20 protein-coding genes are annotated in these 24,616 nt (G+C 71.0%); 4 read left to right on the forward strand and 16 right to left on the reverse strand.

Features of this window, described 5'->3' with window-relative positions:
• Window positions 1–6: 6 nt before the first annotated feature.
• From ABZV77_RS19815 to ABZV77_RS19850, 8 genes are read right to left on the reverse strand one after another with little or no spacing between them, the layout of a single operon-like run.
• Entirely contained in the window at window positions 7–768 is a 762-nt protein-coding gene (locus ABZV77_RS19815) for a ferredoxin reductase (protein WP_356258236.1), read from the reverse strand.
• Window positions 761–1,378 (reverse strand): sulfite oxidase-like oxidoreductase, encoded by a 618-nt coding sequence (locus tag ABZV77_RS19820; protein ID WP_356258239.1) that lies wholly within the window; start codon window positions 1,376–1,378, stop codon window positions 761–763. The genes ABZV77_RS19815 and ABZV77_RS19820 overlap by 8 nt, the downstream gene beginning before the upstream one ends.
• Window positions 1,375–2,757, reverse strand: coding sequence for an amidohydrolase (locus tag ABZV77_RS19825; RefSeq protein ID WP_356258240.1), 1,383 nt, complete (start codon window positions 2,755–2,757; stop codon window positions 1,375–1,377). Before ABZV77_RS19825 ends, ABZV77_RS19820 begins: the two co-directional genes overlap by 4 nt.
• 50 nt (window positions 2,758–2,807) lie before the next feature.
• Window positions 2,808–3,569, reverse strand: coding sequence for a purine-nucleoside phosphorylase (locus tag ABZV77_RS19830; RefSeq protein WP_356258242.1), 762 nt, complete (start codon window positions 3,567–3,569; stop codon window positions 2,808–2,810).
• Window positions 3,566–4,486 (reverse strand): ABC transporter permease, encoded by a 921-nt coding sequence (locus ABZV77_RS19835; protein WP_356258245.1) that lies wholly within the window; start codon window positions 4,484–4,486, stop codon window positions 3,566–3,568. Before ABZV77_RS19835 ends, ABZV77_RS19830 begins: the two co-directional genes overlap by 4 nt.
• Window positions 4,486–5,586 carry an ABC transporter permease gene (locus ABZV77_RS19840; protein WP_356258247.1) on the reverse strand — a complete coding sequence of 367 codons (1,101 nt, stop codon included), beginning with the start codon at window positions 5,584–5,586 and terminating at the stop codon, window positions 4,486–4,488. Before ABZV77_RS19840 ends, ABZV77_RS19835 begins: the two co-directional genes overlap by 1 nt.
• A 1-nt stretch (window position 5,587) precedes the next feature.
• A complete protein-coding gene (locus ABZV77_RS19845) occupies window positions 5,588–7,123 on the reverse strand; it encodes an ABC transporter ATP-binding protein (RefSeq protein WP_356258250.1) in 1,536 nt (511 codons plus the stop codon).
• A gap of 8 nt (window positions 7,124–7,131) precedes the next feature.
• Entirely contained in the window at window positions 7,132–8,217 is a 1,086-nt protein-coding gene (locus ABZV77_RS19850; RefSeq protein ID WP_356258253.1) for a BMP family ABC transporter substrate-binding protein, read from the reverse strand.
• Window positions 8,218–8,560: 343 nt separating this feature from the next.
• On the opposite strand from ABZV77_RS19850, the gene mtnA reads away from it, so the two are divergent.
• Window positions 8,561–9,607, forward strand: a complete 1,047-nt coding sequence (gene mtnA, locus ABZV77_RS19855; protein ID WP_356258256.1) for an S-methyl-5-thioribose-1-phosphate isomerase — start codon at window positions 8,561–8,563, stop codon at window positions 9,605–9,607.
• A 119-nt stretch (window positions 9,608–9,726) separates the two neighbouring features.
• On the opposite strand, the gene mtnB is transcribed toward mtnA, so the two are convergent.
• From mtnB to ABZV77_RS19895, 8 genes are all read right to left on the reverse strand, one after another.
• Entirely contained in the window at window positions 9,727–10,338 is a 612-nt protein-coding gene (mtnB, locus tag ABZV77_RS19860) for a methylthioribulose 1-phosphate dehydratase (protein WP_356258259.1), read from the reverse strand.
• Window positions 10,335–11,072, reverse strand: a complete 738-nt coding sequence (gene mtnC, locus ABZV77_RS19865) for an acireductone synthase (RefSeq protein ID WP_356258261.1) — start codon at window positions 11,070–11,072, stop codon at window positions 10,335–10,337. Before mtnC ends, mtnB begins: the two co-directional genes overlap by 4 nt.
• Window positions 11,069–11,659 (reverse strand): cupin, encoded by a 591-nt coding sequence (locus ABZV77_RS19870; RefSeq protein WP_356258264.1) that lies wholly within the window; start codon window positions 11,657–11,659, stop codon window positions 11,069–11,071. Before ABZV77_RS19870 ends, mtnC begins: the two co-directional genes overlap by 4 nt.
• A 59-nt stretch (window positions 11,660–11,718) precedes the next feature.
• Window positions 11,719–12,783, reverse strand: a complete 1,065-nt coding sequence (locus ABZV77_RS19875) for an LLM class flavin-dependent oxidoreductase (RefSeq protein WP_356258266.1) — start codon at window positions 12,781–12,783, stop codon at window positions 11,719–11,721.
• A gap of 140 nt (window positions 12,784–12,923) precedes the next feature.
• On the reverse strand, window positions 12,924–14,534 hold the full coding sequence (locus tag ABZV77_RS19880; RefSeq protein WP_356258269.1) for a glycerol-3-phosphate dehydrogenase/oxidase: 1,611 nt from the start codon (window positions 14,532–14,534) through the stop codon (window positions 12,924–12,926).
• A gap of 5 nt (window positions 14,535–14,539) precedes the next feature.
• A complete protein-coding gene (glpK, locus tag ABZV77_RS19885) occupies window positions 14,540–16,084 on the reverse strand; it encodes a glycerol kinase GlpK (protein WP_356258272.1) in 1,545 nt (514 codons plus the stop codon).
• A 69-nt stretch (window positions 16,085–16,153) separates the two neighbouring features.
• Entirely contained in the window at window positions 16,154–16,945 is a 792-nt protein-coding gene (locus ABZV77_RS19890) for an MIP/aquaporin family protein (RefSeq protein WP_356258275.1), read from the reverse strand.
• A 348-nt stretch (window positions 16,946–17,293) separates the two neighbouring features.
• Window positions 17,294–18,058 (reverse strand): IclR family transcriptional regulator, encoded by a 765-nt coding sequence (locus ABZV77_RS19895; RefSeq protein WP_356258277.1) that lies wholly within the window; start codon window positions 18,056–18,058, stop codon window positions 17,294–17,296.
• Between the two features lie 267 nt (window positions 18,059–18,325).
• Here ABZV77_RS19895 and metH point away from each other — a divergent pair, with 267 nt between their 5' ends.
• The 3 genes from metH to ABZV77_RS19910 all read left to right on the forward strand — a co-directional run bounded on the left by metH (window position 18,326) and on the right by ABZV77_RS19910 (window position 24,610).
• Window positions 18,326–21,859, forward strand: coding sequence for a methionine synthase (metH, locus tag ABZV77_RS19900; protein ID WP_356258279.1), 3,534 nt, complete (start codon window positions 18,326–18,328; stop codon window positions 21,857–21,859).
• 100 nt (window positions 21,860–21,959) lie between these two features.
• Window positions 21,960–22,655, forward strand: coding sequence for an HAD family phosphatase (locus ABZV77_RS19905; protein WP_356258282.1), 696 nt, complete (start codon window positions 21,960–21,962; stop codon window positions 22,653–22,655).
• A gap of 347 nt (window positions 22,656–23,002) precedes the next feature.
• Complete coding sequence (locus ABZV77_RS19910) at window positions 23,003–24,610, forward strand: ABC transporter substrate-binding protein (protein WP_356258285.1); 1,608 nt, start codon at window positions 23,003–23,005, stop codon at window positions 24,608–24,610.
• The last annotated feature ends 6 nt before the right edge of the window (window positions 24,611–24,616 follow it).

The raw sequence follows: 24,616 nt of genomic DNA on the forward strand, positions 1-24,616 counted from the left end.
GTGCGGTCAGCCGAAGCGTTCGATCCGGATCCGGTCCACCGGCTGACCGCCCGCCACCAGAAGCCGCGACGCGTGCTCGGCGAACCCGTTCGAGCCGCAGACGTACGCCTCCCAGCCGCCCTCCGGCTGCCCCGCCTCGCTGAGGAAGGGCGCCAGATGGGCGGCGTTGAGCCGGCCCTCGGAGCGGGTCAGGACGACGGTGGTCTCGTCGGCGTACTCGTCCGCGTAGATCACATCCGCGGGCGTGCGCGCCGAGACGACCAGGCGCACCGGCACGTCGAGCCCCGCCAGGCGGTGGTGGCGGACCATCGCCATCAGCGGCACCACGCCCGAGCCCGCCCCGAGCAGCAGTGCGGGACGGTCGCCCGGCCAGGCGAAGAAACCGGACAGCGGCCCGCGCACCTCGACCGTGTCGCCGACCTGCGCCACGGTGTGCAGGTGCCCGGACACCTCGCCGCCCGGCACGTGGTCGAGGGTCAGCTCGATCTCGCCGCTGCCGTCGGGCGCGGAGGCGATCGAGTAGTGCCGCTGGGCGACGTAGCCGTCCTCGGCGGTGAGCCGCAGCATCAGGTGCTGGCCCGGCAGGTGCCCCTGCCAGTCGGGCACCTTCAGGCGGAACGTCGAGACGATCGGGGTCTCGCGGCGGATCTCCACGACGGTCGCCCGCTGCCACACCGCCGCGGAGCGGTTGCTCACCGCGATGCGGCCGGGCACGGCGAACGCGGTCGGCGGCACGAAGCGCTCTTGAGGGGTCTGTGGATCAGTCACCGGCGTAACGCTCCTCGGCCCACGGGTCGCCCCGGTGGTGGTAGCCGTTCTGCTCCCAGAAACCGGGCTCGTCGCGGTCGGAGAGCCGCAGCCCCGCCACCCACTTGGCGCTCTTCCAGAAGTACAGGTGGGGGACGATCAGCCGGGCCGGGCCGCCGTGCTCGGGGGGCAGCGGCCCGTCGCCGTACTCCCAGACGATCCACGCCCTGCCGCCCGTCACGTCGGACAGCGGGAGGTTCGTGGTGTAGCCGGTGTGCGAGTACGCGATGACGTGCGTAGCCGTGGGGAGCGGGCGGGCCGCGGCAAGGAACGTGTCCAGGCTCACCCCGCCGAACCGCACCCCGAACTTGGACCAGCTCGTCACGCAGTGGATGTCGCCCCGGTACTCGGACGCGGGCAGCGCGTGCGCCTCGTCCCAGGTCCAGGTGTGCGGCGCCGCGACGAGACCGTCGACGCGGAACGTCCAGTCGGCGGCGGCAAGCCGCGGCGTGACCTCGGCGGACAGGACGGGCCAGCCGTCCCGGGCGTCGTACTGCCCCGGGGGCAGCCGCGGGTCGCGGTCGGCGGCGCGGGCGCGGCCGGTGAAGCCGCGGGTGGGTTCGAACGTCATGCGGTGGGTGCCACTTCGGGGGTCGTGTCCGGTGTTGCCGCTGCGGAGGTCGTCGCCGCGTCCTGCAAGGCCCGCAGGACGCTCTGCTCGTCGAGGGTGAGCAGGGTCCGGTCGCGCATCAGGACACGGCCGTCCACCACAGTGTCCCGGACGTCGGCGGCCGACGCGGCGTACGCGAGCGTCGACCACGGGTCGTGCCGGGGCATGAGGTGCGGCCGGTCCAGGTCGAGGACGATCAGGTCGGCCTGCTTGCCGGGCTCCAGCGAGCCGAGACGGTCGCCGAGGCCCAGCGCCCGCGCCGACTCGATGGTCGCCATCCGCACGGCCTGCTCGGCACCGACCGCCGTCGGGTCGCCGCCCGCCTTGTGCACCAGCGCCGCGATCTTCACCGCGCCGAGCAGGTCGAGGGTGTTGGAGGAGACCGCGCCGTCCGTGCCGAGGCCGACCGTGACGCCCGCGTCCAGGAGCTCGGGCACGCGCGCGATGCCGCAGCCCAGCTTGAGGTTGGAGACCGGGCAGTGCGCCACCGGCGTGCCGGTGCGGGCCAGCGTCGCGATCTCGGCGTCCGTGAGGTCGACGGCGTGCGCGAGCAGCGTGTCGGGGCCGAGCACACTGAGCGAGTCGAGCAGCTCCACGGGGCGCATGCCGTGCTGCTCGACGACGGTCGCCACCTCGGCCGCGTTCTCGGCGGCGTGGATGTGCAGCAGCGCGCCGTGCTCCCGGGCGAGCGCGGTGATCTCCGTGAGCTGCGCGGGGTTCAGCGTGTACGCGGAGTGCGCGCAGACGACGGGACGGGTGCCCGGCGCGGGAACGTACGCCTTGAGGTGCGCGGTCGCCCAGCCGAGCCGCTCCTCGTACGGCCTGCCGTCCGGCGGGCCCGGCACGTCCATGAACGTCGGCCCGGTCAGCAGCCGCCACCCGGCGTCACGGGCCGCGCCCTCGGCCGCCTCGTGGAACCAGTACATGTCCAGCGCGGTCGTGACCCCGCCCCGCACGGACTCCGCGATGGCGGCCCGCAGCGCGGTGGTCACCGTGTCCGGCGAGAGGATCTCGGCCTCGCGCGGGACGACCCGGGCCAGGAAGCCCTGGAGGGTGACGTCGTCCGCGATGCCGCGCATCAGGTTCATCGACAGGTGCGTGTGCGTGTTGATCAGGCCGGGCAGCACGAGGCAGCCGCGCGCGTCGATCTCCTCGGCCGCCTCGTAGGCCGCGCGCAGCCGGTCCGCGGGACCCACCTCGACGACCCGGCCCCCGCGCACGGCGACCGCGCCGTCCGGCACGACGGTGCCTGCGGCGTCGACGGTCAGCACGTCGCCGCCGTGCACGAGCAGATCTATGGAGCCGCCGCGGTCCTGGGCCGGCAGGTCAGTGGGGTGCATCGGTTCCGTTCTCCCTGGTCGCCACGGTTCTTGCTGGTCGCTACGGTCGTTCAGCGCTCGGTGGAGGCCAGCAGGCGCAGCGCGTCCAAGGTTATCCGGGCGCCCCGGTCGACCCCGTCGGCGACCACGTCGCGGTGCGGGTCGTACCCGCCGGTGGCCTCCTTGTCGACGAGCTCGTCGGCGTTCGCGCCGTCCACGACCAGGGCGCCGCCCGCGGTCAGGCCGTGCGTCGAGGCGAAGACGTAGAGCGCCGAGAGCTCCATCTCGATGGCGGCGATCCCGGCGGCCGCGTACGCCTCACCGGGCAGCGGCAGGAAGCCCGGCTGGAACGCGGCCCGCGTCCACACCACACCGCGGTGGTACGGGGCGTCGGCCGCCCGCGCCGCGCGCTGCAGGGCGAGCACCGCCTCGGGGGCCGAGAACGCCGGGTACTCGGCGGGGATCAGCTGCTGGGTCACGCCGTCGTCGCGCACCGCCGCGTCCGCGATGACCAGGTCGCCGTCGCGGATGCCGGGACGGATCGCGCCCGCCGTGCCGAGCCGGAGGATCGTGGTGACCCCCGCCTCGGCCAGCTCCTGGAAGAGGAGGATCGCGCCGGGCGCCCCGACGCCGTGCGAGGCGACGACGACGGGCGTGCCCTGCCAGGTGCCGGTGAAGGTGCGGTACTCGCGGTGGTACGACACCTCCTTCGCGTCGGCAAGGAGATCGGCGACGGCGGCCGCCCTGCCCGGGTCGCCGACGACGACCGCCTGCGCCGGCAGGCCGGTGCGGGGGACACGGGTGATGGGCAGCGCGTCGGAGAGCGACGTCATGTGGATGCTCCTACCAGGGACTTGGGATGCTTTCGGCGCCTGCGGCGCGCCGTGGACAGGAAGAGGGCGACCAGGGTCACCACGTAGGGGGCGGCATCGGTGGCCTGCTGCGGAAGACCGTTGCCCTGCAGCCGGAACCCGACGGCCTCCGCGACGCCGAAGAGCAGCCCGGCAAGCAGCACCCCCAGGGGCCGCGCCCGGCCCAGCATCACGGCGACCACGGCGATCCAGCCGCGCCCCGCCGTCATGTTCTCCGAGAACAACGTGACGTTGCCGAGCGCGAGCTGGGCGCCTGCAAGGCCGCAGAGCAGACCGCCGGTGAGGACGGCCGCGTACTGGTACTTCGCCGGGCTCACCCCGAGCGTCGCCGCCGCGTCCGGAGCCTCGCCGACCCCGCGCAGCCGCAGCCCCCACGGGTGCCGGGCGAGGAACACGGCGGCGACGGCGACCGCCGCCCAGGAGACGTACACGAGCGGCGAGTGCCCGGACAGCACCGGGCCGATGAAGGGCAGGTCCCCGAGGCCGGGCAGGTCGACGGTGGCGAGACCCGCGAGGTCCGGGTCGGAGAACGTGCCCTGCACGCCGAAGACCGTCCGCAGCAGGAACCCCGTGAGGCCGACCGCGAGGAGGTTGAGCGCGACACCGAGGACGACGGCGTCGCCCCGCAGACTGATGGTCCCCACGGCGAGGATCATCGCGTACGCGGCGGCCGACAGGGCCGCGAACAGGACACCCAGCCAGGCGCTCCCGGTGAACCAGCTGCCCGCGACCGCACCGAAGCAGCCGATGAGCATCATGCCTTCGAGGCCGATGTTGAACACTCCCGCCCGCTCGCACACCGCGCCGCCGAGCGCGGCGAGCAGGATCGGGGTGAGGGCGAGGAGCGCCGAGTGGAACAGCGCGGAGTCGACGGACATCAGAGGTCCCCCTCGGGGCGTACGGGCTGCATTGGCTTCACAGGCTTCTTGGCGCGCCGCCAGGTGAATTGCAGGCGCGCGGCCAGGAAGACGATGACGACGGCCTGCAGCACCTGCGTCAGCTCGCGCGGCACCTCCGTGGCCCGCTCCATCGCGAGCCCGCCGACGTCGAGCGCGGCGAAGAACAGCGCGGCGACCGCGGTGCCCACGGGCGCGGCCGAGGCGAGGAGCGCGGCCGTCAGACCGGTCCAGGTGTGCCCGGCGGCCGTCAGCGAACCGTCGATGAAGCGGTACGGGAAGCTGAGCACGCCGATCGCGCCGACGAGCCCGGCGACGCCTCCGGAGACCGCCATCAGGCGCAGCGTGAGCCGGGGCCTGTCGACGCCCGCGTACGCCGCGAAGCGCGGATTGAGGCCCGTCATGCGGATCTCGTATCCGGTGGCGGTCCTGGCGTCGGCGAAGACGAAGACGCCCGCGGCGATCACCACGAGCACGAGCCCCACGGTGACCGTCGACGAACCGAAGGCGGGCAGCTCCACGCCCGCCGGGAGCCGCCGTGTCTGCGGCAGGCTCGACCCCTCCTCCTTGAGCGGGAACCGCGCGAGGTAGGAGGCGAAGGACATCGCCGGATAGCTCAGCAGCAGACTGCTCACAAGGAGCGGTACGCCGAACCGGTTCTGGCAGACCGCGGCGAGCGCGGCATAGGCGGCGCCCGCCAGCATCCCGGCGAACAGCGCGGCGACCACCGCGAGCGGCGCGGGCAGCGGAACGTACAACCCGGTGGCCGCGGCGGCGATCCCGCCGAGCACCAGCTGTCCGTCGCCGCCCAGGTTCAGCAGCCCCGCCCGCATCGGGATCGCGAGCGCGACGGCGAGGCCCAGGATGCTCGTCCCGGTGGTCAGCGTCGACCCGATCCCGTCGGGCCCGAGCGAACCGCTGACGACGGACCCGTACGCGCCGATCGGCTCGGCGCCCGTCCCGACGAGGAACAGCGCCCCGACGAGCACGGCGGCGACGACGGAGTGCAGGGCGGACGAACGGAGGAACCGCCGGACGGGGGAGTGCGCCCCGGACCGGCGGGAGAGGCTCTCGACGGCCATGTCAGGGGGCCTCCTTGAGGGGGACGGACGGGACGGGTGCCTCGGTGGGTGAAGCGGGTTCCGGCGCTCCGCCCGCCATCGCGAGCCCCAGCGTCGGCTCGTCCGCCTCCTCGCGGGTGAACTCCGCCGCGATCTCGCCCTCGTACATCACGAGGACCCGGTCGGAGAGGCCGCGGATCTCGCTGAGTTCGGCGGAGACGAGCAGGATCGCGTGGCCCGCGTCGCGGTGGGCGACCAGGTGGTCGTGGATCGTCTGGACGGCGCCGATGTCCACGCCGCGGGTCGGCTGCTCGACGATCAGCAGGGGCGACTCGTGGGCCAGCTCGCGGCCGATCACGAGCTTCTGCAGATTGCCGCCGGAGAGCGAGCCCGCCGGGTGCCCCGACGACGCCGCCTTGATGCCGAAGCGTTCGACGAGCACGCGCGCATGCTCGCGGAGCCAGCCGGGGCGCAGCAGGCCGTGCCCCCGGTGGTGGCCCATGGCGAGGTTCTCCGCGACCGTCGCCGTCGGCGCGGTGCCGACCGCGGTGCGGTCCTCGGGGACGTACGCGAGCCCCGCCGCACGGCGCCCCGCGGCCGACGCGTCGGTGACGTCCTGCCCGGCGAGCGTGACCCGGCCCGCCGCGGTGGGCCGCAACCCGGCGATCGCCTCGACCAGTTCGGACTGGCCGTTGCCCGCGACCCCCGCGATGCCGACGATCTCCCCGGCGCGGACGGTGAGCGACACCTCGCGCACCCCGCCCGCCGTCAGACCGTCGACCGAGAGGACGGCGCCGCCGGGCGAGCCCGCCGGATGCACCCGGTCCAGCTCCACCGCACGGCCCGTCATGGCCGCCGCGATGCCGTCCGCGCTCGTGTCGGCGGTCCGCATGCGCGCCGCGACCCGCCCGTCCCGCAGCACGGTCACCGTGTCGCTGCCCTCCATGACCTCGCGCAGCTTGTGCGTGACCAGGAGGACGGTGCGGCCCTCGTCGGCGAGGGAGCGGAGCACCCCGAAGAGCGCGTCCGCCTCCGCGGGCGTCAGGACGGCCGTCGGCTCGTCCAGGATGAGCGTCCGGGCGCCCCGGTACAGGAGCTTGAGGATCTCCACGCGCTGGCGCACGCCCACCGGCAGGTCGCCGACCTCGGCCGACGGATCGACGGCAAGGCCGTGCTCCTCGGCGAGCGCGGCCACCCGCCGCACCGCCTCCGCCCGGTCGGTGAGACCGAAGCGGCGCGGTTCGGCCGCGTACACGACGTTCTCGGCGACCGTGAAGGAGGGGAACAGCTTGAAGCTCTGGTGGACCATTCCGAGGCCCGCGGCGATCGCCTCGCTCGGGCGCGCGAAGGACACCTCGCGCCCGTCGAGCAGGATCTGCCCGGCGTCCGGGCGCAGCAGCCCGTACAGGACGGACATCAGTGTCGACTTGCCCGCGCCGTTCTCGCCCATCAGGGCGTGGATCTCACCGCGCCGGACGGTCAGGTCCACCCGGTCGTTGGCGAGGGTGCCGGGAAACTCCTTGGTGATGCCCCGCAGTTCGACGGCGAGGGGGGGCACCCGCCGCCTCAGGCCGCGGGGTCATCGACGGTCAGCTTTCCGGTGGCGATGTCGTCGCGTAGCTTCTTCACGCGCGCCAGCACGTCGTCGTTGTCCGGCTCGGCGATCAGGCACTTGGAGTCGGCGAGCCCCGGCTCCAGGCCGGTCAGCGACATGCCGCCCTCCTTGAGGCCGTACGACACGGTGGTGCCGCCCTTGCCGTCGAGGATCTGCCCGATGCCCTTCTCCACGGCGACGTCGGTCTTCTTCAGGACGTTGTCGACGACCTCGCCGGGGCTGGTCAGGCACTGGTTGGCGTCGACGCCGTACGCCTGGAAGCCCTTGCCGTGCGCGGACTTCCCCGCCTTCGCCGCCTGGAAGACGCCCGTGTTGCCCGCCGCCGCGGCCGCCATCACCTGGTCGACGCCGCCCGACGCGAGCGTCGCCGCCTGGTCCTTGGCGCGCGCCGCGTCATTGAACGGCGACTGGCCGCCGACGAACAGCGTCCGGGACCGCACCCCGGGCCGCACCTTCTTCGCGCCCGCCGCGAAGGGCTCGCTGTACCGCCGGAACTGCGGGGTGTCGAGCACGTCGACCGCCCCGACCTTCTTGCTCCTGGTGAGCAGCCCGGCCTCGGCACCGGCGAGGAAGACGGCTTCGTGCTCGCGGAACACGGCACAAGTGACGTTCTTGTACGTCTTCTTGGTGCACGCGTCGACGAGCAGGAACTGCTGCTTCGGGTGGGCCTCGGCCTGCTGCGCCACGATGTCCGCGAACTCGAAGCCGACGAGCGCGACCACATCGGGAGCGGAGTCCACGGCCGAGGCGACGTTCTGCTGCCGCGAGTCGGTGTCGCTGCTCTGGAAGACCTTCTGCGAGCCGTCGTGCGCCTTCGCCGCCGCCTTCACCCCGGTGACGGCGAGCTTGAGGAACTCGTTCTGGGCGACGGGGTCGGGCGTGACGAGCGTGAACGACTTGCCGCTTCCCCCGTCACCGTTCTTTCCCGAATCCCCGTTCTTGGCGGCGGCGTTGCAGCCGGTGGCCAGGAGAACGGCGCCGACGGTCGCGGCGGTGAGTCTCAGGGGCGTGTGCGTACGCAGAGACAGCAGGGACATGGCATCGCCTTCGTGAAGGTGCCCGGAAACGGCCCGGGCAGTGACAGGAGAGTCGAGACTCGTACGAGGGTGCGAGCGGCGTCGCTCAGCGGCAACAGCGGCAACAGCGCATTCGGCGGCCGCAGGACACGGCGGGGCAGCACATCGCGTCGGCTTTCGCGGCCATGGCTGTCCTCCTCGCACCGTGGATCGGATCGATCTGTCCTGGGTGGCGGCGAGGGTAGCACCGGATTTCGGACAGCCGTACGGTCGTCTCGAAATGTGGTTCGAGCACGTCAGGTACGGTGACGGCACCCCTCCTCCCTTGGCCGGAATCGCCCCTCTTCGTTCGGAGTTGACCCCCATGAACAGCCAGGAACTGCGCGCCGTGACGTGGACGGCGGCCGCGGAGGACGGCACCCCGTCCGTCTCCCTCATCGACCAGACGGTGCTCCCGCACGCCCTGGAACGACTGGACGTCACGACCGTCGACGGCCTCGTCGACGCGATCGTCCGGCTCGTCGTCCGCGGCGCCCCCGCGATCGGCGCGGCCGGTGGATACGGGGTCGCGCTCGCCATGGCACAGGCCGCACGCGAGGGCTGGGACCGCGCCCGCCTCGACGCCGAGGTCGACCGGATCCGCGCGGCCAGGCCCACCGCCGTGAACCTCATGGTGTGCGTGGACCGCGTGCGCCCCCTCATCGACAAGGGCATGACCGCGGTCCTCGCCGAGGCGGACGCGATCGTCCAGGAAGACCTCGCGGCCAACCACGCGATGGGCGCGCACGGCGCCGACTGGCTCCTCGACCGCGTGGCCCCCGGCACGGCCCGCCCGCTGCGGATCCTCACCCACTGCAACACCGGAGCCCTCGCCACGGCGGGCTGGGGCACGGCACTCGGCGTCATCCGCGAACTCCACGCCAGGGGACGCCTGGAGACGGTCTACGCCGACGAGACGCGCCCCCTGCTCCAAGGGGCGCGCCTGACGGCCTGGGAACTCGCCCAGGAGGGCATACCGCACTACGTGCAGGCGGACGGCGCGGCGGCGGGCACGATCCTGCGGGGCGAGGTCGACGCGGCGATCGTCGGCGCGGACCGCATCGCCGCGAACGGCGACACCGCCAACAAGGTCGGCACGGTCGCCGTGGCACTCGCCTGCGCGCACGCGGGCATCCCCTTCATGGTGGCGGCCCCCACCACCACGGTCGACCTCGCGACGGCCTCGGGCGACGACATCCACATAGAACTCCGCTCCGAGGCCGAGGTGCTGGAGTGGGCAGGCATCCGCACGACACCCGAGGCCTCGCGCGGCCACAACCCCGCGTTCGACGTGACACCGGGTTCCCTGGTAACGGCGCTGGTCACGGAGCGGGGCGTGCTGGAGGTGGCGGCGGGGGAGCTGCCGGGCTAACGGTTCCAGCCCCTCCGGCGTCTAATTCAGCCCCTCCGGCGTTTGAGGAGCGGGGTCCGGGGCGGAGCCCCGGTTCCGGGAAGGGGCGGGATCGGGGAAGAAACCGCCGGAGGCAGACCTCAGCCCCGCGCCACCGCCAGCTCAAGCAGCCACTCCACGACCTCGGCCCGATGCCGCGCCTCGCGAGGATCCGCCCCCCAGACATAGATCCCGTGCCCAGCCACGACCACCGCAGGCATCCCCGGCTGAACCGCGGCCTCCAGCCGCGCCCCAAGCTCCCCCATGTCCTGACTGTTCGCGATGACCGGCAGCGTCACCGACACCTCGTGCGTCGGATGCCCGAGCCCCTTCAGCATCTCCAGCCCCTCGAAGGGAATCCCGCCGGGAGAGCGCTGCCCCATGACCACCGAAGCCACCGTGTGCACATGCACCACCGCGCCCGCACCGGTGAGCCGCACCACGCGCGCGTGCAGCGCTGCCTCGGCCGACGGGCGCCCCGGCCCGACCGCCAAGCCCTCACCATCCGTCAGCACCACGTCGGACGACGTCAGTTCACCCTTGTCCCGGCCGCTCGCGGTGACGGCAAGCCGGAGCGGGTCCCGCGAGAGGACCAGCGACAGGTTCCCCGACGTGCCCCGCATCCACCCGAACGAAGCGAACCGCGCGGCCTCCGCGGCGAGCACGGCCCCCGCCTCCTCCAGATCCAGGGCTGCGGTGCTGGTCTCGGTCATGAACTGCTCCTAGCGGCAAGGGTGATCTCGGAGAAGGCCGAGGCCTGCGGGTGGTCGCCGAAGTCGGCGTCGGCGTACGGCTCCCCGTCCCGGCGCACCCCGACCGCACGCCAGCCCGCGGCCCGCGCCGCGTCCAGCTCGCCGGGCCGGTCCGAGAGGAAGAGCAGCCGCCCGGGGGCGACCCCGGTGGCCGCGGCGATGGCACGGTAGGAGTCCGCCTCCTGCTTGGGACCCGCGTTCTCCGTGTCGTACAGGCCGCTGACAAGACCCAGCAGATCGCCCTCCGCGGAGTGCGTGAACCACGCGCGCTGCGCGGACACGGAACCCGACGAGTACACGTACAGCCGCACCCCGTCCGCGTGCCAGCGCCGCAGGACCGGGATGACGTCCGGGTAGAAGTGCGAGACGAGCTCGCCGCGTGCGAAGCCCTCCGCCCACAGGATGCCCTGGAGCGTCTTGAGGGGAGTCGCCTTGCGGTCGGCGTCGACCCACTCGCCGAGGACCTTCTCCACCCGCGCCGCGTCGGCGTCCGGCTCGCCGATCTCCGCCCGCACCTGCGCGACGGACCGTGCCACCGAGGGCTCCTCGCCCCGCGCGGCGAGCAGCTCGCCGAAGCGCTCGCGGGCGTACGGGTACAGCACGTCCACCACGAACCCCGTGGCGCTCGTGGTGCCCTCGATGTCGAGCACCACGGCGTCTACGTCGCTAATGTCGCGTATATCGCGATCCGTCACGCGGCGTACCCCGCGTGGATCTCGTCGAAGTCGGGGAAGCGGTCCGCGATCGGGCTGCCCGTGAAGGTGCCGATCCAGCCGTCCTCCTCGTGGAAGAAGCGGATCGCCGTGAACGCCGGGGACGTCCCCATGTCGAACCAGTGCGTGGTGCCGCGCGGCACACCGAGCAGGTCGCCCTTCTCGCAGTACACGGCGTGCACCTCGCCCGCCACGTGGAGGTAGAAGATCCCGGCGCCCGCGACGAAGAAGCGCACCTCGTCATCGTCGTCGTGCGTGTGCTCGGCGAGGAACTTCTGCCGGGCGGCCTTCGCCTTCCCGGCCCACTCGGGGTCGTCACCGGCCGGGGGGTGCAGCGCCACCACGTCGACGGTGCGGAAGCCCTCTTCGGCGTTGAGCTTGTCGATCTCCGTGCGGTACGCGGCGAAGACCGTGTCTCTGTCGGCGTCGGCCGGTACGTCCTCGCGCACCGGCCACTGCTCGTAACGTACGCCGACCGGAGCGAGCGCGGCGGCGATCTCAGCCGGGTCCGATGTGCGGCGCACGACGGTCCCGGGGCCGGACTCCGGCCAGGTCGTGAGGAGGGTCATGGATCACTCCAGGGCAGGTCAGGGCAGTTCTTCGGATCGTAGTCCGCGTTGTTGGCGCGTCACAGGGTGTCCCACAGCGTGGACGGTGCCGCCCTGCGCACGACCGGCGCGATCTCCTCCGCGAACCGCTGCAGCGTCTCGGTCTGCTCGCCCCGCGAGAGCCCGAAGCCGTCCACCGAGATGGACTGCAGGTCGTGCCCGTACACCTCGTGGTAGCCGAGGATCTTGTCGATGATCTGCTGCGGGGAGCCGATCAGTTGGGGCCCGTCCGCGATGGCGTCCTCGATGGTGCGGAACGGCGTGTTGTAGCCCGCCTTGCCCGCCAGATCGGGCCGGAACGTCTGGGCGACCTTCGCCTCGTACAGCTCCTTGTAGCGCGACACCGCCTGCTCGGCGCTGTCCGCGATGAGCAGCCCGCCGGAGCCCGCCGCCACGTGTGCGCGGGCCGGGTCGTGTCCGTACGCCTCGAACCGCTCGCGGTAGTGGCCGATGAGCGAGGCGTACGCCGAACGCGGCTGGATGGCGTTGGCGGTGAAGAGCGGGTCGCCGTGCTTGGCCGCGAGCTCGGGGGAGTTGAGCGAGGTCGCCGAACCGTGCCAGACGCGCGGCGCCCCCGCGTAGGGGCGCGGCACCGTGGTGACGTTCTTCAACGACGGCCTGAACTCGCCCTCCCAGTCGACGTTCTCCTCGTCCCACAGCCTGCGCAGCAGTTCGTACTTCTCGCGCTGCAGGTCCCACTGCCGGGACTCGTCGAGCCCGAACAGGTCGAAGTGCCCGGCTTCCGCGCCCTTGCCGACGACGAGTTCGATGCGGCCGCGCGAGATCTGGTCGAGCGTCGCGTAGTCCTCGGCGACCCGCACGGGGTCGAGAATCGCGACGACGGTGACGCCGGTGAGGAGCCTGATCCGGGAGGTGCGCGCGGCGAGGGCGCCGAGCACGACGGTCGGGCTGGAGGACAGGAAGGCGCCCGCGTGCCGCTCGCCCACGGCGTACGCGTCGTAGCCGAGCCGCTCCGCCGTCACACCGACCTCGATGACGTCCTCGAACCGTTCGGTGGGGGAGGGGAGTTCACCGGTCAGGGGGTGCGGCGAGTGGGAGATGAGGGAGAGCACCTGAAACTTCATGCCTCAACAGTGCGCGCCGAACGTTGCCGCACTGTGGCGGCGGCATGGCATGCGTAAGGGGCGGCCGCCATGGCGACCGCCCCTTACCAGCCCTCTGAGCCTGTCCTCTAAGAACTAACAGCCCTCTACGAAGACGTCCGTCAGGCCTTCTTGCCCAGCAGGTCCTCGACCTTGCCGCGGATCTCGTCCGTGGCCAGGCCGCGGATCGTCAGCGTGGTGCGGCGGCGCAGCACGTCGTCCGCGGTCTCGGCCCACTCGTTGTCGCGGGCGTAGACGACCTGGGCCCAGATCTCCGGGGCGTCCGGGTGGACGCGCTCGGCGAGCTCCGGGTTCTCGTTCGCCAGCCGGGCGATGTCGAAGGAGAGCGAGCCGTAGTGCGTCGCCAGGTGCTGGGCGGTGTCGGCGGCCATGCGCGGGCCGGGCGCCGGGCCGTCCACCAGGAGGCGGTGGGCGACGGCGCGCGGGTTCGCGATGCCGGGCAGCGGCAGCTTCTTCGGCAGCGAGGAGATCGGCTCGTAGTCGTCGCCCAGCGGGTGGCCCGGCAGCGACTCCAGCTTCTTCATGATCGTCCGGCCGATGTGGCGGAACGTCGTCCACTTGCCGCCCGCCACCGAAAGCATGCCTGCGGCACCCTCGGTGACGACCGTCTCGCGCTTGGCCTTCGAGGTGTCGCCGGGGCCGCCGGGCAGCACCCGCAGACCCGCGAAGGAGTACGTGATCAGGTCCCGCGACAGCTGCTGGTCGCGGATGGAGAACGCGGCCTCGTCCAGGATCTGCGCGGTGTCGGACTCCGTGACGCGCACGTCCGCCGGGTCGCCCTCGAACTCCTCGTCCGTGGTGCCGAGCAGCAGCATGTCCTCCCAGGGGAGGGCGAAGGTGATGCGGTACTTGTCGATCGGGGTCGCCAGCGCGGCCTTCCAGGGGGCGGTGCGCTTGAGGACGAGGTGCGCGCCCTTGGAGAGGCGGATGGAGGGCGCCGCGTCCGGGTTCTCCATCTTGCGCAGGTGGTCGACCCAGGGGCCGGTCGCGTTCAGGACCAGGCGGGCGTTGACGCCGAACTCGTCGCCGCTGGTGCGGTCCTTGAGCTCCGCGCCCGTGACCCGGCCCTTGGTGAAGCGGAGACCGGTGACCTCGGCGTGGTTGAGGACGGCGGCACCGGCCTCGACGGCCGCGCGGACCGTCATCAGGGCCATGCGGGCGTCGTTCATCTGGTCGTCGCCGTAGACCGCGACGGCCTTCAGGTTGTCCGTGCGCAGCTCCGGCACGTCCTGCGCGGCCTTCGACGGCGAGAGGAGGTGGCCGACGCCGTCGCCGAACGCGGACAGCGCCGAGTAGGCGAAGACGCCCGCGCCCAGCTTGGCCGCGCCGTGCGGGCCGCCCTTGTAGACCGGCAGGTAGAAGGTGAGCGGGTTCGCCAGGTGGGGGGCCACCTGACGGGACACCGCGCGACGCTCGAAGTGGTTCTCCGCGACCAGCTTCACCGCGCCGGTCTGCAGGTAGCGCAGACCGCCGTGGAGGAGCTTGGAGGAGGCGGAGGAGGTGGCGCCGGCGAAGTCACCGGCGTCCACCAGGGCCACCCGCAGTCCCGACTGCGCGGCATGCCAGGCGGTGGAGATGCCCAGGATCCCGCCGCCGATCACCAGGAGGTCGTACGTCGCCTTGGAAAGCTGCTCCCGGGTCTCGGCGCGGCTCTGGTTGGAACCGGCAGCCGGATGCGTCCCGAGGGCAGGGACGCTCTGCAGGGTGGTCATGTGTCTTACTCCTCGCCACTCTCGTCGAGCCAACCCATCGACCGCTCGACGGCCTTGAGCCAGCTCTTGTACTCACGGTCGCGGGTGCCCGCGTCCATGTGGGGGGTCCACTCCGCGGCCCGGCGCCAGTTGGCGCGCAGCTCGTCGGTCGAGGACCAGAAGCCGACGGCGAGACCGGCGGCGTAGGCGGCACCGAGGCAGGTCGTCTCGGCCACCATCGGGCGCACCACGGGCGCGTCGAGGAAGTCCGAGAGGGTCTGCATCAGCAGGTTGTTGGAGGTCATGCCGCCGTCGACCTTGAGCGCAGCGAGCTCGACGCCGGAGTCCTTCGTCATGGCGTCGGTGATCTCGCGGGTCTGCCAGGCCGTGGCCTCCAGGACGGCGCGCGCGATGTGCGCCTTGGTGACGTACCGGGTCAGACCGGTGATCACACCGCGGGCGTCGGAGCGCCAGTACGGGGCGAACAGACCGGAGAAGGCCGGTACGAAGTAGGCGCCGCCGTTGTCCTCGACCGACGACGCGAGCGTCTCGATCTCGGCGGCGGAGTTGATCAGGCCCATCTGGTCGCGCATCCACTGCACCAGCGAACCGGTGACGGCGATGGAGCCTTCCAGGGCGTAGACCGGCTTCTGGTCGCCGATCTGGTAGCCGACGGTGGTCAGCAGCCCGGAGTACGAGTTGATGGCCTTGTCACCGGTGTTCATCAGCATGAAGGTGCCGGTGCCGTACGTGGACTTGGCCTCGCCCTCGTCGAAGCAGGTCTGGCCGAAAAGGGCCGCCTGCTGGTCGCCGAGCGCGGAGGCGACGGGGATGCCGCCGAGCAGGTCGCCGAGGGGGCCGCCGGTGACCTCGCCGTACACCTCGGCGGAGGAACGGATCTCCGGGAGCATCGCCATCGGGACGCCGATGGACTCGCAGATCTTCTCGTCCCACTGCATGGTGTGCAGGTTCATCAGCATGGTGCGGGAGGCGTTGGTGACGTCGGTGACGTGCTTGCCGCCGTTGACTCCGCCGGTCAGGTTCCAGATGACCCAGGAGTCCATGGTGCCGAAGACGATGTCGCCAGCCTCGGCGCGCTCGCGCAGGCCCTCGACGTTGTCGAGCAGCCAGCGGGCCTTCGGGCCCGCGAAGTACGAGGCCAGCGGGAGGCCGGTCTCGCGGCGGAAGCGGTCCTGGCCGACGTTGCGGCCGAGCTCCTTGCAGAGCGCGTCGGTGCGGGTGTCCTGCCAGACGATGGCGTTGTGCACCGGCTCGCCGGTGTTCTTGTCCCAGAGCAGCGTGGTCTCACGCTGGTTGGTGATGCCGATCGCCTTGATGTCGTCGCGGGTGATCCCGGCCTTGGAGACGGCGGAGGCGACGACTTCCTGGACGTTGGTCCAGATCTCGGCGGCGTCGTGCTCGACCCATCCCGGCTTCGGGAAGATCTGCTCGTGCTCCTTCTGGTCGACGGAGACGATCCGGCCGTCCTTGTCGAAGACGATGCAGCGGCTCGAGGTCGTGCCCTGGTCGATGGCCGCGATGAAGGGGCCTGCGGTGTGTGCGTCGGTCACGGTGTGCTCCAGAAATTCTTGACTGTCGGTCTCAGACGGCTGAGTCGGTCGTCGGTCGCTGTCGCGGGTCTACTTGAACGCGACGTTGTAGAGACCGCCTGCGATGGCGCCGCCGATCAGCGGACCGACGATCGGAACCCAGGCGTACGACCAGTCCGAGCTGCCCTTGTTCGGCAGCGGGAGCACGGAGTGGATGATGCGCGGACCGAGGTCACGGACCGGGTTGATCGCGTAGCCCGTGGGACCACCGAGCGAGAGGCCGATGCTCACCACGACGAGCGCGGTGATCAGCGCGCCGAGGGTGCCGAGGCCGTTGCCGCCGTCGTTGAGGCCCTGCGTGAGGATGGCGAGGACCAGGACGGTCGTGGCGATGATCTCCGTGAGCACGTTCTGGACGTAGTTACGGATCTCGGGGCCGGTCGAGAACACGCCGAGCACCGGACCGGCCGAGGGGGCGGCCTTCTGGTCGACCATGCCCTCTTCCACGGGCTGCGCCGCGAGGATCTCGGGGTCGGTCAGGTGGGCCTTGAACTGGCCCATGTAGGCGACCCACACCAGAACGGCGCCGATCATCGCGCCCAGCAGCTGCGAACCGAGGTAGATCGGAACGTCGCTCCACTTGGTGCCGCCCTCGACGGCGAGACCGAGCGTGACCGCCGGGTTGAGGTGGGCGCCGGAGACGCCACCCGCGAGGTAGGCGCCGGTCAGAACGGCGAAGCCCCACCCGAAGGTGACCGCGAGCCAGCCGGCGTCCTTGGCCTTTGAGCGCTTGAGCGTGACGGCGGCGCACACGCCACCGCCGAGCAGGATGAGCACGGCGGTACCGATGGTCTCGCCGATGAAGATGTCGGAGCTGGACACCCGCGACTCCTTTGTCCTTCGTCCAGGGAAAGGCGAACCCCGGGTCCCTCCGGTGGTCCGCGACCTCAGGTGAGGTCGTTGCCGGCCCTGGCCTTGTCACACTCTAGCGCGTAATGCCGTTAGGTGTTCGACAATGCCGACCGGTGGACGCGAGTCTCGCCCCGGGGTTACTCACTCGTCAAGAGTTCTGTTATTGAAAACACGATCGTTATTGATCGTTTCGACCTATCGGTCCAGGCCCGCCTGTCCCGGGCCCGGATACGTCCACTGATCGTCGCGCGGATGCGTGCCACCTGCACGTCGAGGCGCCGACGGAGCAATCCGCACGAGCGCCCGGGGCCTGCGGGGTCAGAACCGCCCGGCGCCCAGATCCCGCGACACGGCACGCGCACAGTCCCGCACCGCGGCGATCAGCTCGGGCCGCAGCTCCCCGTCCCTGCAGACGCGCTCCACGGCGCCCGTGACGCCGACCGCGCCGACCGGCATCCGCCGCCGGTCGTGGATGGGGGCGGCGACGGAGGCGATGCCCTCCCAGGTCTCCTCGACGTCCGCCGCGTACCCCCGCGCGCGGGTGAGGTCGAGCACGCCCTCGAAGTCGTCGGGGTCGGTCACCGTGTGCACGGTGAAGGTCTTGCGCTCGACCTCGACCGCTTCGTTGTGCGCGACCGGGTCGTAGGCGGAGAGGACCTTGCCCAGCGCCGTGGAGTGCAGCGGCTGCATGGCCCCCACCTCCAGGACCTGGCGGCTGTCGTCGGGCCGGAACACGTGGTGGACGATGAGCACGCCCTGCTGGTGCAGGACACCGAGGTGGACGCTCTCGCCGCTGGAACGGGCCAGGTCGTCGGTCCACACCAGGGCGCGGGCCCGCAGTTCGTGGACGTCCAGATAGCTGTTGCCGAGGCGCAGCAGCTCGGCGCCCAGCTGATAGCGGCCCGACGCGGGCTCCTGCTCCACGAAGCCCTCGGCCTGCAGGGTGCGCAGGATGCCGTGCGCCGTACCCTTGGCGAGGTCGAGGGCGGAGGCGATCTCCGAGAGGCCGAGCCGTCGCTCGCCGCCGGCGAGCAGCCGCAGCATCGCCGCGGCCCTTTCGAGCGACTGGATGTTGCGTGCCATCGCAGCCCCGACCTCCGTCCCCTTGCTCCAACCCGACGTTCGACAATGCTGAACACTATCGGTCGTTGTCGACCTCTCGCTAATGCACGGACGGCCCGTGTCGCCCGCACGGCCCGTCCCGGGCATCGGATCCGGCCAAGCCCGTCCGGCCCGTCCGTCCCGTGGACTACTTCACAACGGGACCATGGTCCCGGCTACCCTGGCCGGGTGCGCCCTCCAACCAGAGAGCGCAAAGCCGACAGCCGTCGCACTCCAGGGAGCTCTTTCATGGCCTCGTCGCCTACCCCGTCGTCGCAGCCCACGCCTGTTTCGTCCGAGAGCAGGACCCGAGCCGACGCCCTCCGCGAGGCCCTCGCCACCCGTGTGGTCGTGGCCGACGGCGCGATGGGCACCATGCTCCAGGCACAGGACCCCACCCTCGATGACTTCCAGCAGCTCGAGGGCTGCAACGAGATCCTGAACGTCACCCGCCCCGACATCGTGCGCTCCGTCCACGAGGAGTATTTCGCGGTCGGCGTGGACTGCGTGGAGACCAACACTTTCGGCGCGAACTTTGCGGCGCTGACCGAGTACGACATCGCGGACCGGAACTTCGAGCTGTCCGAGGCGGGCGTCCGCATCGCCCGCGAGGTCGCCGACGAGTTCACCGCCTCCACCGGCCAGCAGCGCTGGGTCCTCGGCTCGATGGGCCCCGGCACCAAGCTGCCGACGCTCGGTCACGCCCCGTACAACGTCCTGCGCGACGCCTACCAGACGAACGCCGAAGGCATGATCGCCGGCGGCGCCGACGCACTCCTGGTGGAGACCACCCAGGACCTGCTGCAGACCAAGGCCTCGATCCTCGGCGCCCGCCGCGCCCTGGACGCCACCGGCGCCAACCTCCCGCTGATCTGCTCGGTCACCGTCGAGACGACCGGCACCATGCTCCTGGGCTCCGAGATCGGCGCCGCGCTCACCGCCCTGGAGCCGCTGGGCATCGACATGATCGGCCTGAACTGCGCCACGGGCCCGGCCGAGATGAGCGAGCACCTGCGCTATCTCGCCCGCCACTCCCGCATCCCGATCTCCTGCATGCCCAACGCGGGCCTGCCCGTCCTCGGCAAGGACGGCGCCCACTACCCCCTGACGGCCTCCGAGCTGGCCGACGCGCAGGAGAACTTCGTCCGCGACTACGGCCTCTCCCTGGTGGGCGGCTGCTGCGGCACGACGCCGGAGCACCTGCGCCAGGTCGTCGAGCGGGTCCGCGGTGTGGAGGCGCCCGCGCGCACGCCGCGCCCGGAGCCGGGCGCCGCCTCGCTCTACCAGACGGTGCCCTTCCGCCAGGACACCGCCTATATGGCGATCGGCGAGCGCACCAACGCCAACGGGTCCAAGAAGTTCCGGGAGGCGATGCTGGAGGCCCGCTGGGACGACTGTGTGGAGATGGCCCGCGACCAGATCCGCGAGGGCGCGCACATGCTCGACCTGTGCGTGGACTATGTGGGCCGGGACGGCGTGGCCGACATGGCGGAGCTGGCCGGGCGCTTCGCGACCGCCTCGACGCTGCCGATCGTGCTGGACTCCACCGAACTGCCGGTGCTGCAGGCCGGGCTGGAGAAGCTGGGCGGCCGGGCGGTCATCAACTCGGTCAACTACGAGGACGGCGACGGCCCCGAGTCCCGCTTCACCAAGGTGACCGCGCTGGCCAAGGAGCACGGCGCGGCGCTGATCGCGCTGACCATCGACGAGGAGGGCCAGGCCCGCACCGTCGAAAACAAGGTCGCCATCGCCCAGCGCCTGATCGCCGATCTGACAACCAACTGGGGCATCCACGAGTCGGACCTCCTGATCGACACGCTGACCTTCACCATCTGCACCGGCCAGGAGGAATCCCGCGGCGACGGCATCGCCACCATCGAGGCGATCCGCGAACTCAAGCGCCGCCACCCCGACGTGCAGACCACGCTGGGGCTGTCCAACATCTCCTTCGGCCTCAACCCGGCCGCCCGCGTCGTCCTGAACTCCGTCTTCCTGGACGAGTGCGTCAAGGCGGGCCTGGACTCGGCGATCGTGCACGCCTCGAAGATCCTGCCGATTGCGCGCCTGGAGGAGGAGCAGGTCAAGGTCGCACTCGACCTGATCTACGACCGCCGCGCCGAGGGTTATGACCCGCTGCAGCGACTGATGGAGCTCTTCGAGGGGGTCTCCACCAAGTCGATGAAGGCGGGCAAGGCGGAGGAGCTGCTGGCGCTGCCGCTGGAGGAGCGGTTGCAGCGGCGCATCATCGACGGGGAGAAGAACGGCCTGGAGGACGACCTGGATGAGGCGCTGGCGGACACTCCGGCCCTGGACATCGTCAACAACACGCTGCTGGAGGGCATGAAGGTCGTCGGTGAGCTGTTCGGCTCGGGCCAGATGCAGCTGCCGTTCGTGCTGCAGTCCGCCGAGGTGATGAAGACGGCGGTGGCGCATCTGGAGCCGCACATGGAGAAGTCGGACTCCGAGGGCAAGGGCACCATCGTGCTGGCCACGGTCCGCGGCGACGTGCATGACATCGGCAAGAACCTCGTGGACATCATCTTGTCCAACAACGGCTACAACGTGGTCAATCTGGGGATCAAGCAGCCGGTCGCGGCGATCCTGGACGCCGCCGAGGAGCACCGCGCGGATGTGATCGGCATGTCGGGGCTGCTGGTGAAGTCCACGGTGATCATGAAGGAGAACCTGGAGGAGCTCAACCAGCGCAAGATGGCCGCTGACTTCCCGGTGATCCTGGGCGGCGCCGCCCTCACCCGCGCCTATGTGGAGCAGGATCTGCACGAGATCTACGAGGGTGAAGTGCGCTATGCCCGCGACGCGTTCGAGGGCCTGCGCCTGATGGACGCGCTGATCGCGGTCAAGCGCGGCGTGCCCGGCGCCACCCTGCCCGAACTCAAGCAGCGCCGCGTGCCCAAGCGCGAGACCTCCGCGGTGGCCGTCGCGGAGCCGGAGGGTCCGGCCCGCTCCGACGTGTCCGTCGACAACCCCGTGCCGGAGCCCCCGTTCTGGGGCACCCGGGTGATCAAGGGCATCCAGCTCAAGGAGTACGCCTCCTGGCTGGACGAGGGCGCCCTGTTCAAGGGGCAGTGGGGCCTCAAGCAGGCGCGTACCGGCGCCGGACCGACGTATGAGGAGCTGGTCGAGACCGAGGGCCGCCCCCGCCTGCGTGGCCTCCTGGACGAACTGCAGACCAAGAACCTGCTGGAAGCCGCCGTTGTCTACGGCTACTTCCCCTGTGTGTCCAAGGGCGACGACCTGCTCATCCTGGACGAGCAGGGCAACGAGCGCACCCGCTTCTCCTTCCCGCGCCAGCGCCGTGGGCGCCGCCTGTGCCTGGCGGACTTCTTCCGCCCCGAGGAATCCGGCGAGACCGACGTGGTGGGCCTGCAGGTGGTGACCGTCGGCTCGAAGATCGGGGAGGCCACCGCCGAACTGTTCGCCGCCGACTCCTACCGCGACTACCTCGAACTGCACGGCCTGTCCGTCCAGTTGGCCGAGGCCCTCGCCGAGTACTGGCACGCCCGGGTGCGCGCCGAGCTCGGATTCGGGGGAGAGGACCCCGCCGACGTGGAGGACATGTTCGCGCTGAAGTACCGCGGCGCGCGCTTCTCGCTCGGCTACGGCGCCTGCCCCGACCTGGAGGACCGCGCCAAGATCGCGGAGCTCCTGCAGCCGGAGCGGATCGGCGTGGAGCTCTCCGAGGAGTTCCAGCTCCACCCCGAGCAGTCCACCGACGCCATCGTCATCCACCACCCCGAGGCCAAATATTTCAACGCGCGCTGATCCGGCGCAGTCGTACACTGGTCGGTCCAGTGCAGGCCGGTTGCCTTCCCGCAAGAAGGAGGCAACCGGCCTTCTCGTCCCTTACGGAAGGTGTGGTCGCATGACCAGTACGGTTCCCGCGCTCGGCACCCGAATGGCCGAAGGCTCCGCCCTGCAGGGTGTCCTGCTCGACATGGACGGAACCCTCGTGGACACCGAGGGCTTCTGGTGGGACGCCGAGGTCGAGGTCTTCGCCTCCCTCGGCCACGCGCTCGACGAGGCCTGGCGCGACGTCGTCGTCGGCGGCCCCATGACGCGCAGCGCGGGCTTCCTCATCGAGGCCACCGGCGCCGACATCACCGTCGCCGAGCTCACCGTGCTGCTCAACGACGGCTTCGAGGACCGCATCAGCCGCTCCCTGCCGCTGATGCCGGGCGCCGCGGGCCTGCTCGCCGAACTCGCCGCGCACGGCGTGCCGATGGCCCTGGTGTCCGCATCGCACCGCCGCATCATCGACCGCGTCCTCGACTCGATCGGCGCCCACCACTTCGAACTCACCGTCGCGGGCGACGAAGTGGCCCGCACCAAGCCCCACCCCGACCCCTACCTCCTCGCGGCCCGCGGGCTCGGTGTGGACCCCAGCAGATGCGCCGTCATCGAGGACACCGCGACCGGAGTCGCCTCGGCGGAGGCCGCGGGCTGCCGGGTCGTCGCCGTGCCGTCGGTCGCCCCCATCCCCGCCGTCGCGGGCCGCACCGTCGTCCCCTCCCTCGAACACGTCAACCTGCCTTTCCTGCAAGGCCTGATGACTCTCTGACAGTTCCGCCGGTTCCCCGCCCAAGCCTCACAGAGGGTGTGACCTTTCCCACTTAGCCGGGGGTCGACAGTGGGGCAGGGGTGTGCAGTGAACCCCTCCGGGGTCCGTGGTGACGTGGCGTTGTGTCCCGATTGATGGGAGCGTGCACGAAACCTTCCGGTGTCGGGTTATCGGTGTGTCCGCGCCCGGTTTCGCAGCGTGATTGATGCGGGGTTCATGCGCCCTCCGAAGCTCATCTGGTGCGGACTAATCTCGTCGCGAGAACATCGCCCCACCCCCCGTGCCCCATCAACCCTCACCCCGCGTTGCGGGATTCACGGGATCAAGAGCTCTGGAGAACGTCGAGCATGAACCGCAAGACTTTGGTGCTGCCGGCTGTCGTAGGTCTGCTCGTCCCCGCGCTCGCCGCGTGCGGTGGCTCGGACGGCGGCGACGGCGACAAGCCGATCGCGGTCGGCACCACGGACGCGTTCGCCATCTCGAAGGAAGTACCTGCGCCCTTCGACCCGGCGTACGCCTACGACGCGGGTTCCTGGAACCTGCTGCGCCAGACCGTCCAGACGCTGATGGCCATGCCACGCGGCGGCGGTGACCCACAGCCCGAGGCCGCCGAGCAGTGCGGCTTCACCGACACGGGCAACGAGCGGTACGCCTGCACCCTGCGCAAGGGGCTGACGTTCTCCGACGGCACGCCGCTGACGGCCGCCGACGTGAAGTTCTCCATCGAGCGGGTCCGCGACATCAAGATCAAGGACCCCAGCGGTTCCGACGGCCTGGTGTCGAACGTCGACGAGATCGAGGTCCAGGGCGACCGCGACATCGTCTTCCACCTCAAGACCCCCGACGCGACGTTCCCGTTCAAGCTGGCGACGCCCACCGCGGGCATCATCAGCAAGGAGCACTACAGCAAGAACAAGCTGCGCGACGGCTTCGAGGTGGACGGCTCGGGTCCCTACACGGCGAAGCAGGAGGTCAAGGACGACCGCCTGGTCAAGACGGTGTTCACCAAGAACCCCAAGTACAAGGGCGCGTTCAAGGTCCAGAGCGACAAGGTGGAGCTCCGCAACTTCGCCGACACCGACGCCATGGGCAAGGCGCTCGACGACGGCGACATCGACCTGATGACGCGCACCATGTCGCCCGAGCAGGTCAAGGAGCTCGACGCCTCGTCGGGCAAGAAGATCGACCTGGTGGAGATGCAGGGTCTGGAGATCCGCTACCTCGCCTTCAACACCGACGCCCCGGCGGCCAAGAACAAGGCCGTGCGGCAGGCCATGGCGCAGCTCGTCGACCGTGGCGCGCTCGCCTCCTCGGTGTACGGCTCGACGGCCGACCCGCTGTACTCGCTGGTGCCCTCGACCATCACCGGGCACGCCAACTCGTTCTTCAACAAGTACGGCAACCCGAGCACGTCCAAGGCCCGCAACCTGCTCAGCAAGGCGAACATCACCACGCCGGTGAAGATGACCCTGCACTACACCACCGACCACTACGGGCCCGCCACCAAGAAGGAGTTCGAGGTGCTGCAGAAGCAGCTGAACGACTCCGGCCTGTTCGACGTGTCGATCAAGGGTGTGCCGTGGAGCACCTTCCGCGCCGCCGAGCGTGACGGCAAGTACGCGGCCTACGGCATGGGTTGGTTCCCCGACTTCCCGGACGCCGACAACTTCCTCGCGCCGTTCCTCGACAAGGACAACTTCCTCGGCTCGCCGTACGTGAACGACACGATCAACGACCAGCTGATCCCGACGTCCCGCCGCGAGGCCGACCGGCTCGCCGCCTCCAAGAGCATCCGCAAGATCCAGGACATCGTCGCCGACGACGTCCCGGTGCTCCCGCTGTGGCAGGCCAAGCAGTACATCGCGGCGCGCGACGACATCACGGGTGTCGAGTGGGCCCTCAACTCCTCGTCCAACCTCCAGCTGTGGGAGCTCAGCCGCGGCGTCAGCGACTGACCTCAG

The sequence above is a fragment of the Streptomyces sp. NPDC004732 genome, assembly GCF_040609235.1.
Classification (GTDB): Bacteria; Actinomycetota; Actinomycetes; order Streptomycetales; family Streptomycetaceae; genus Streptomyces.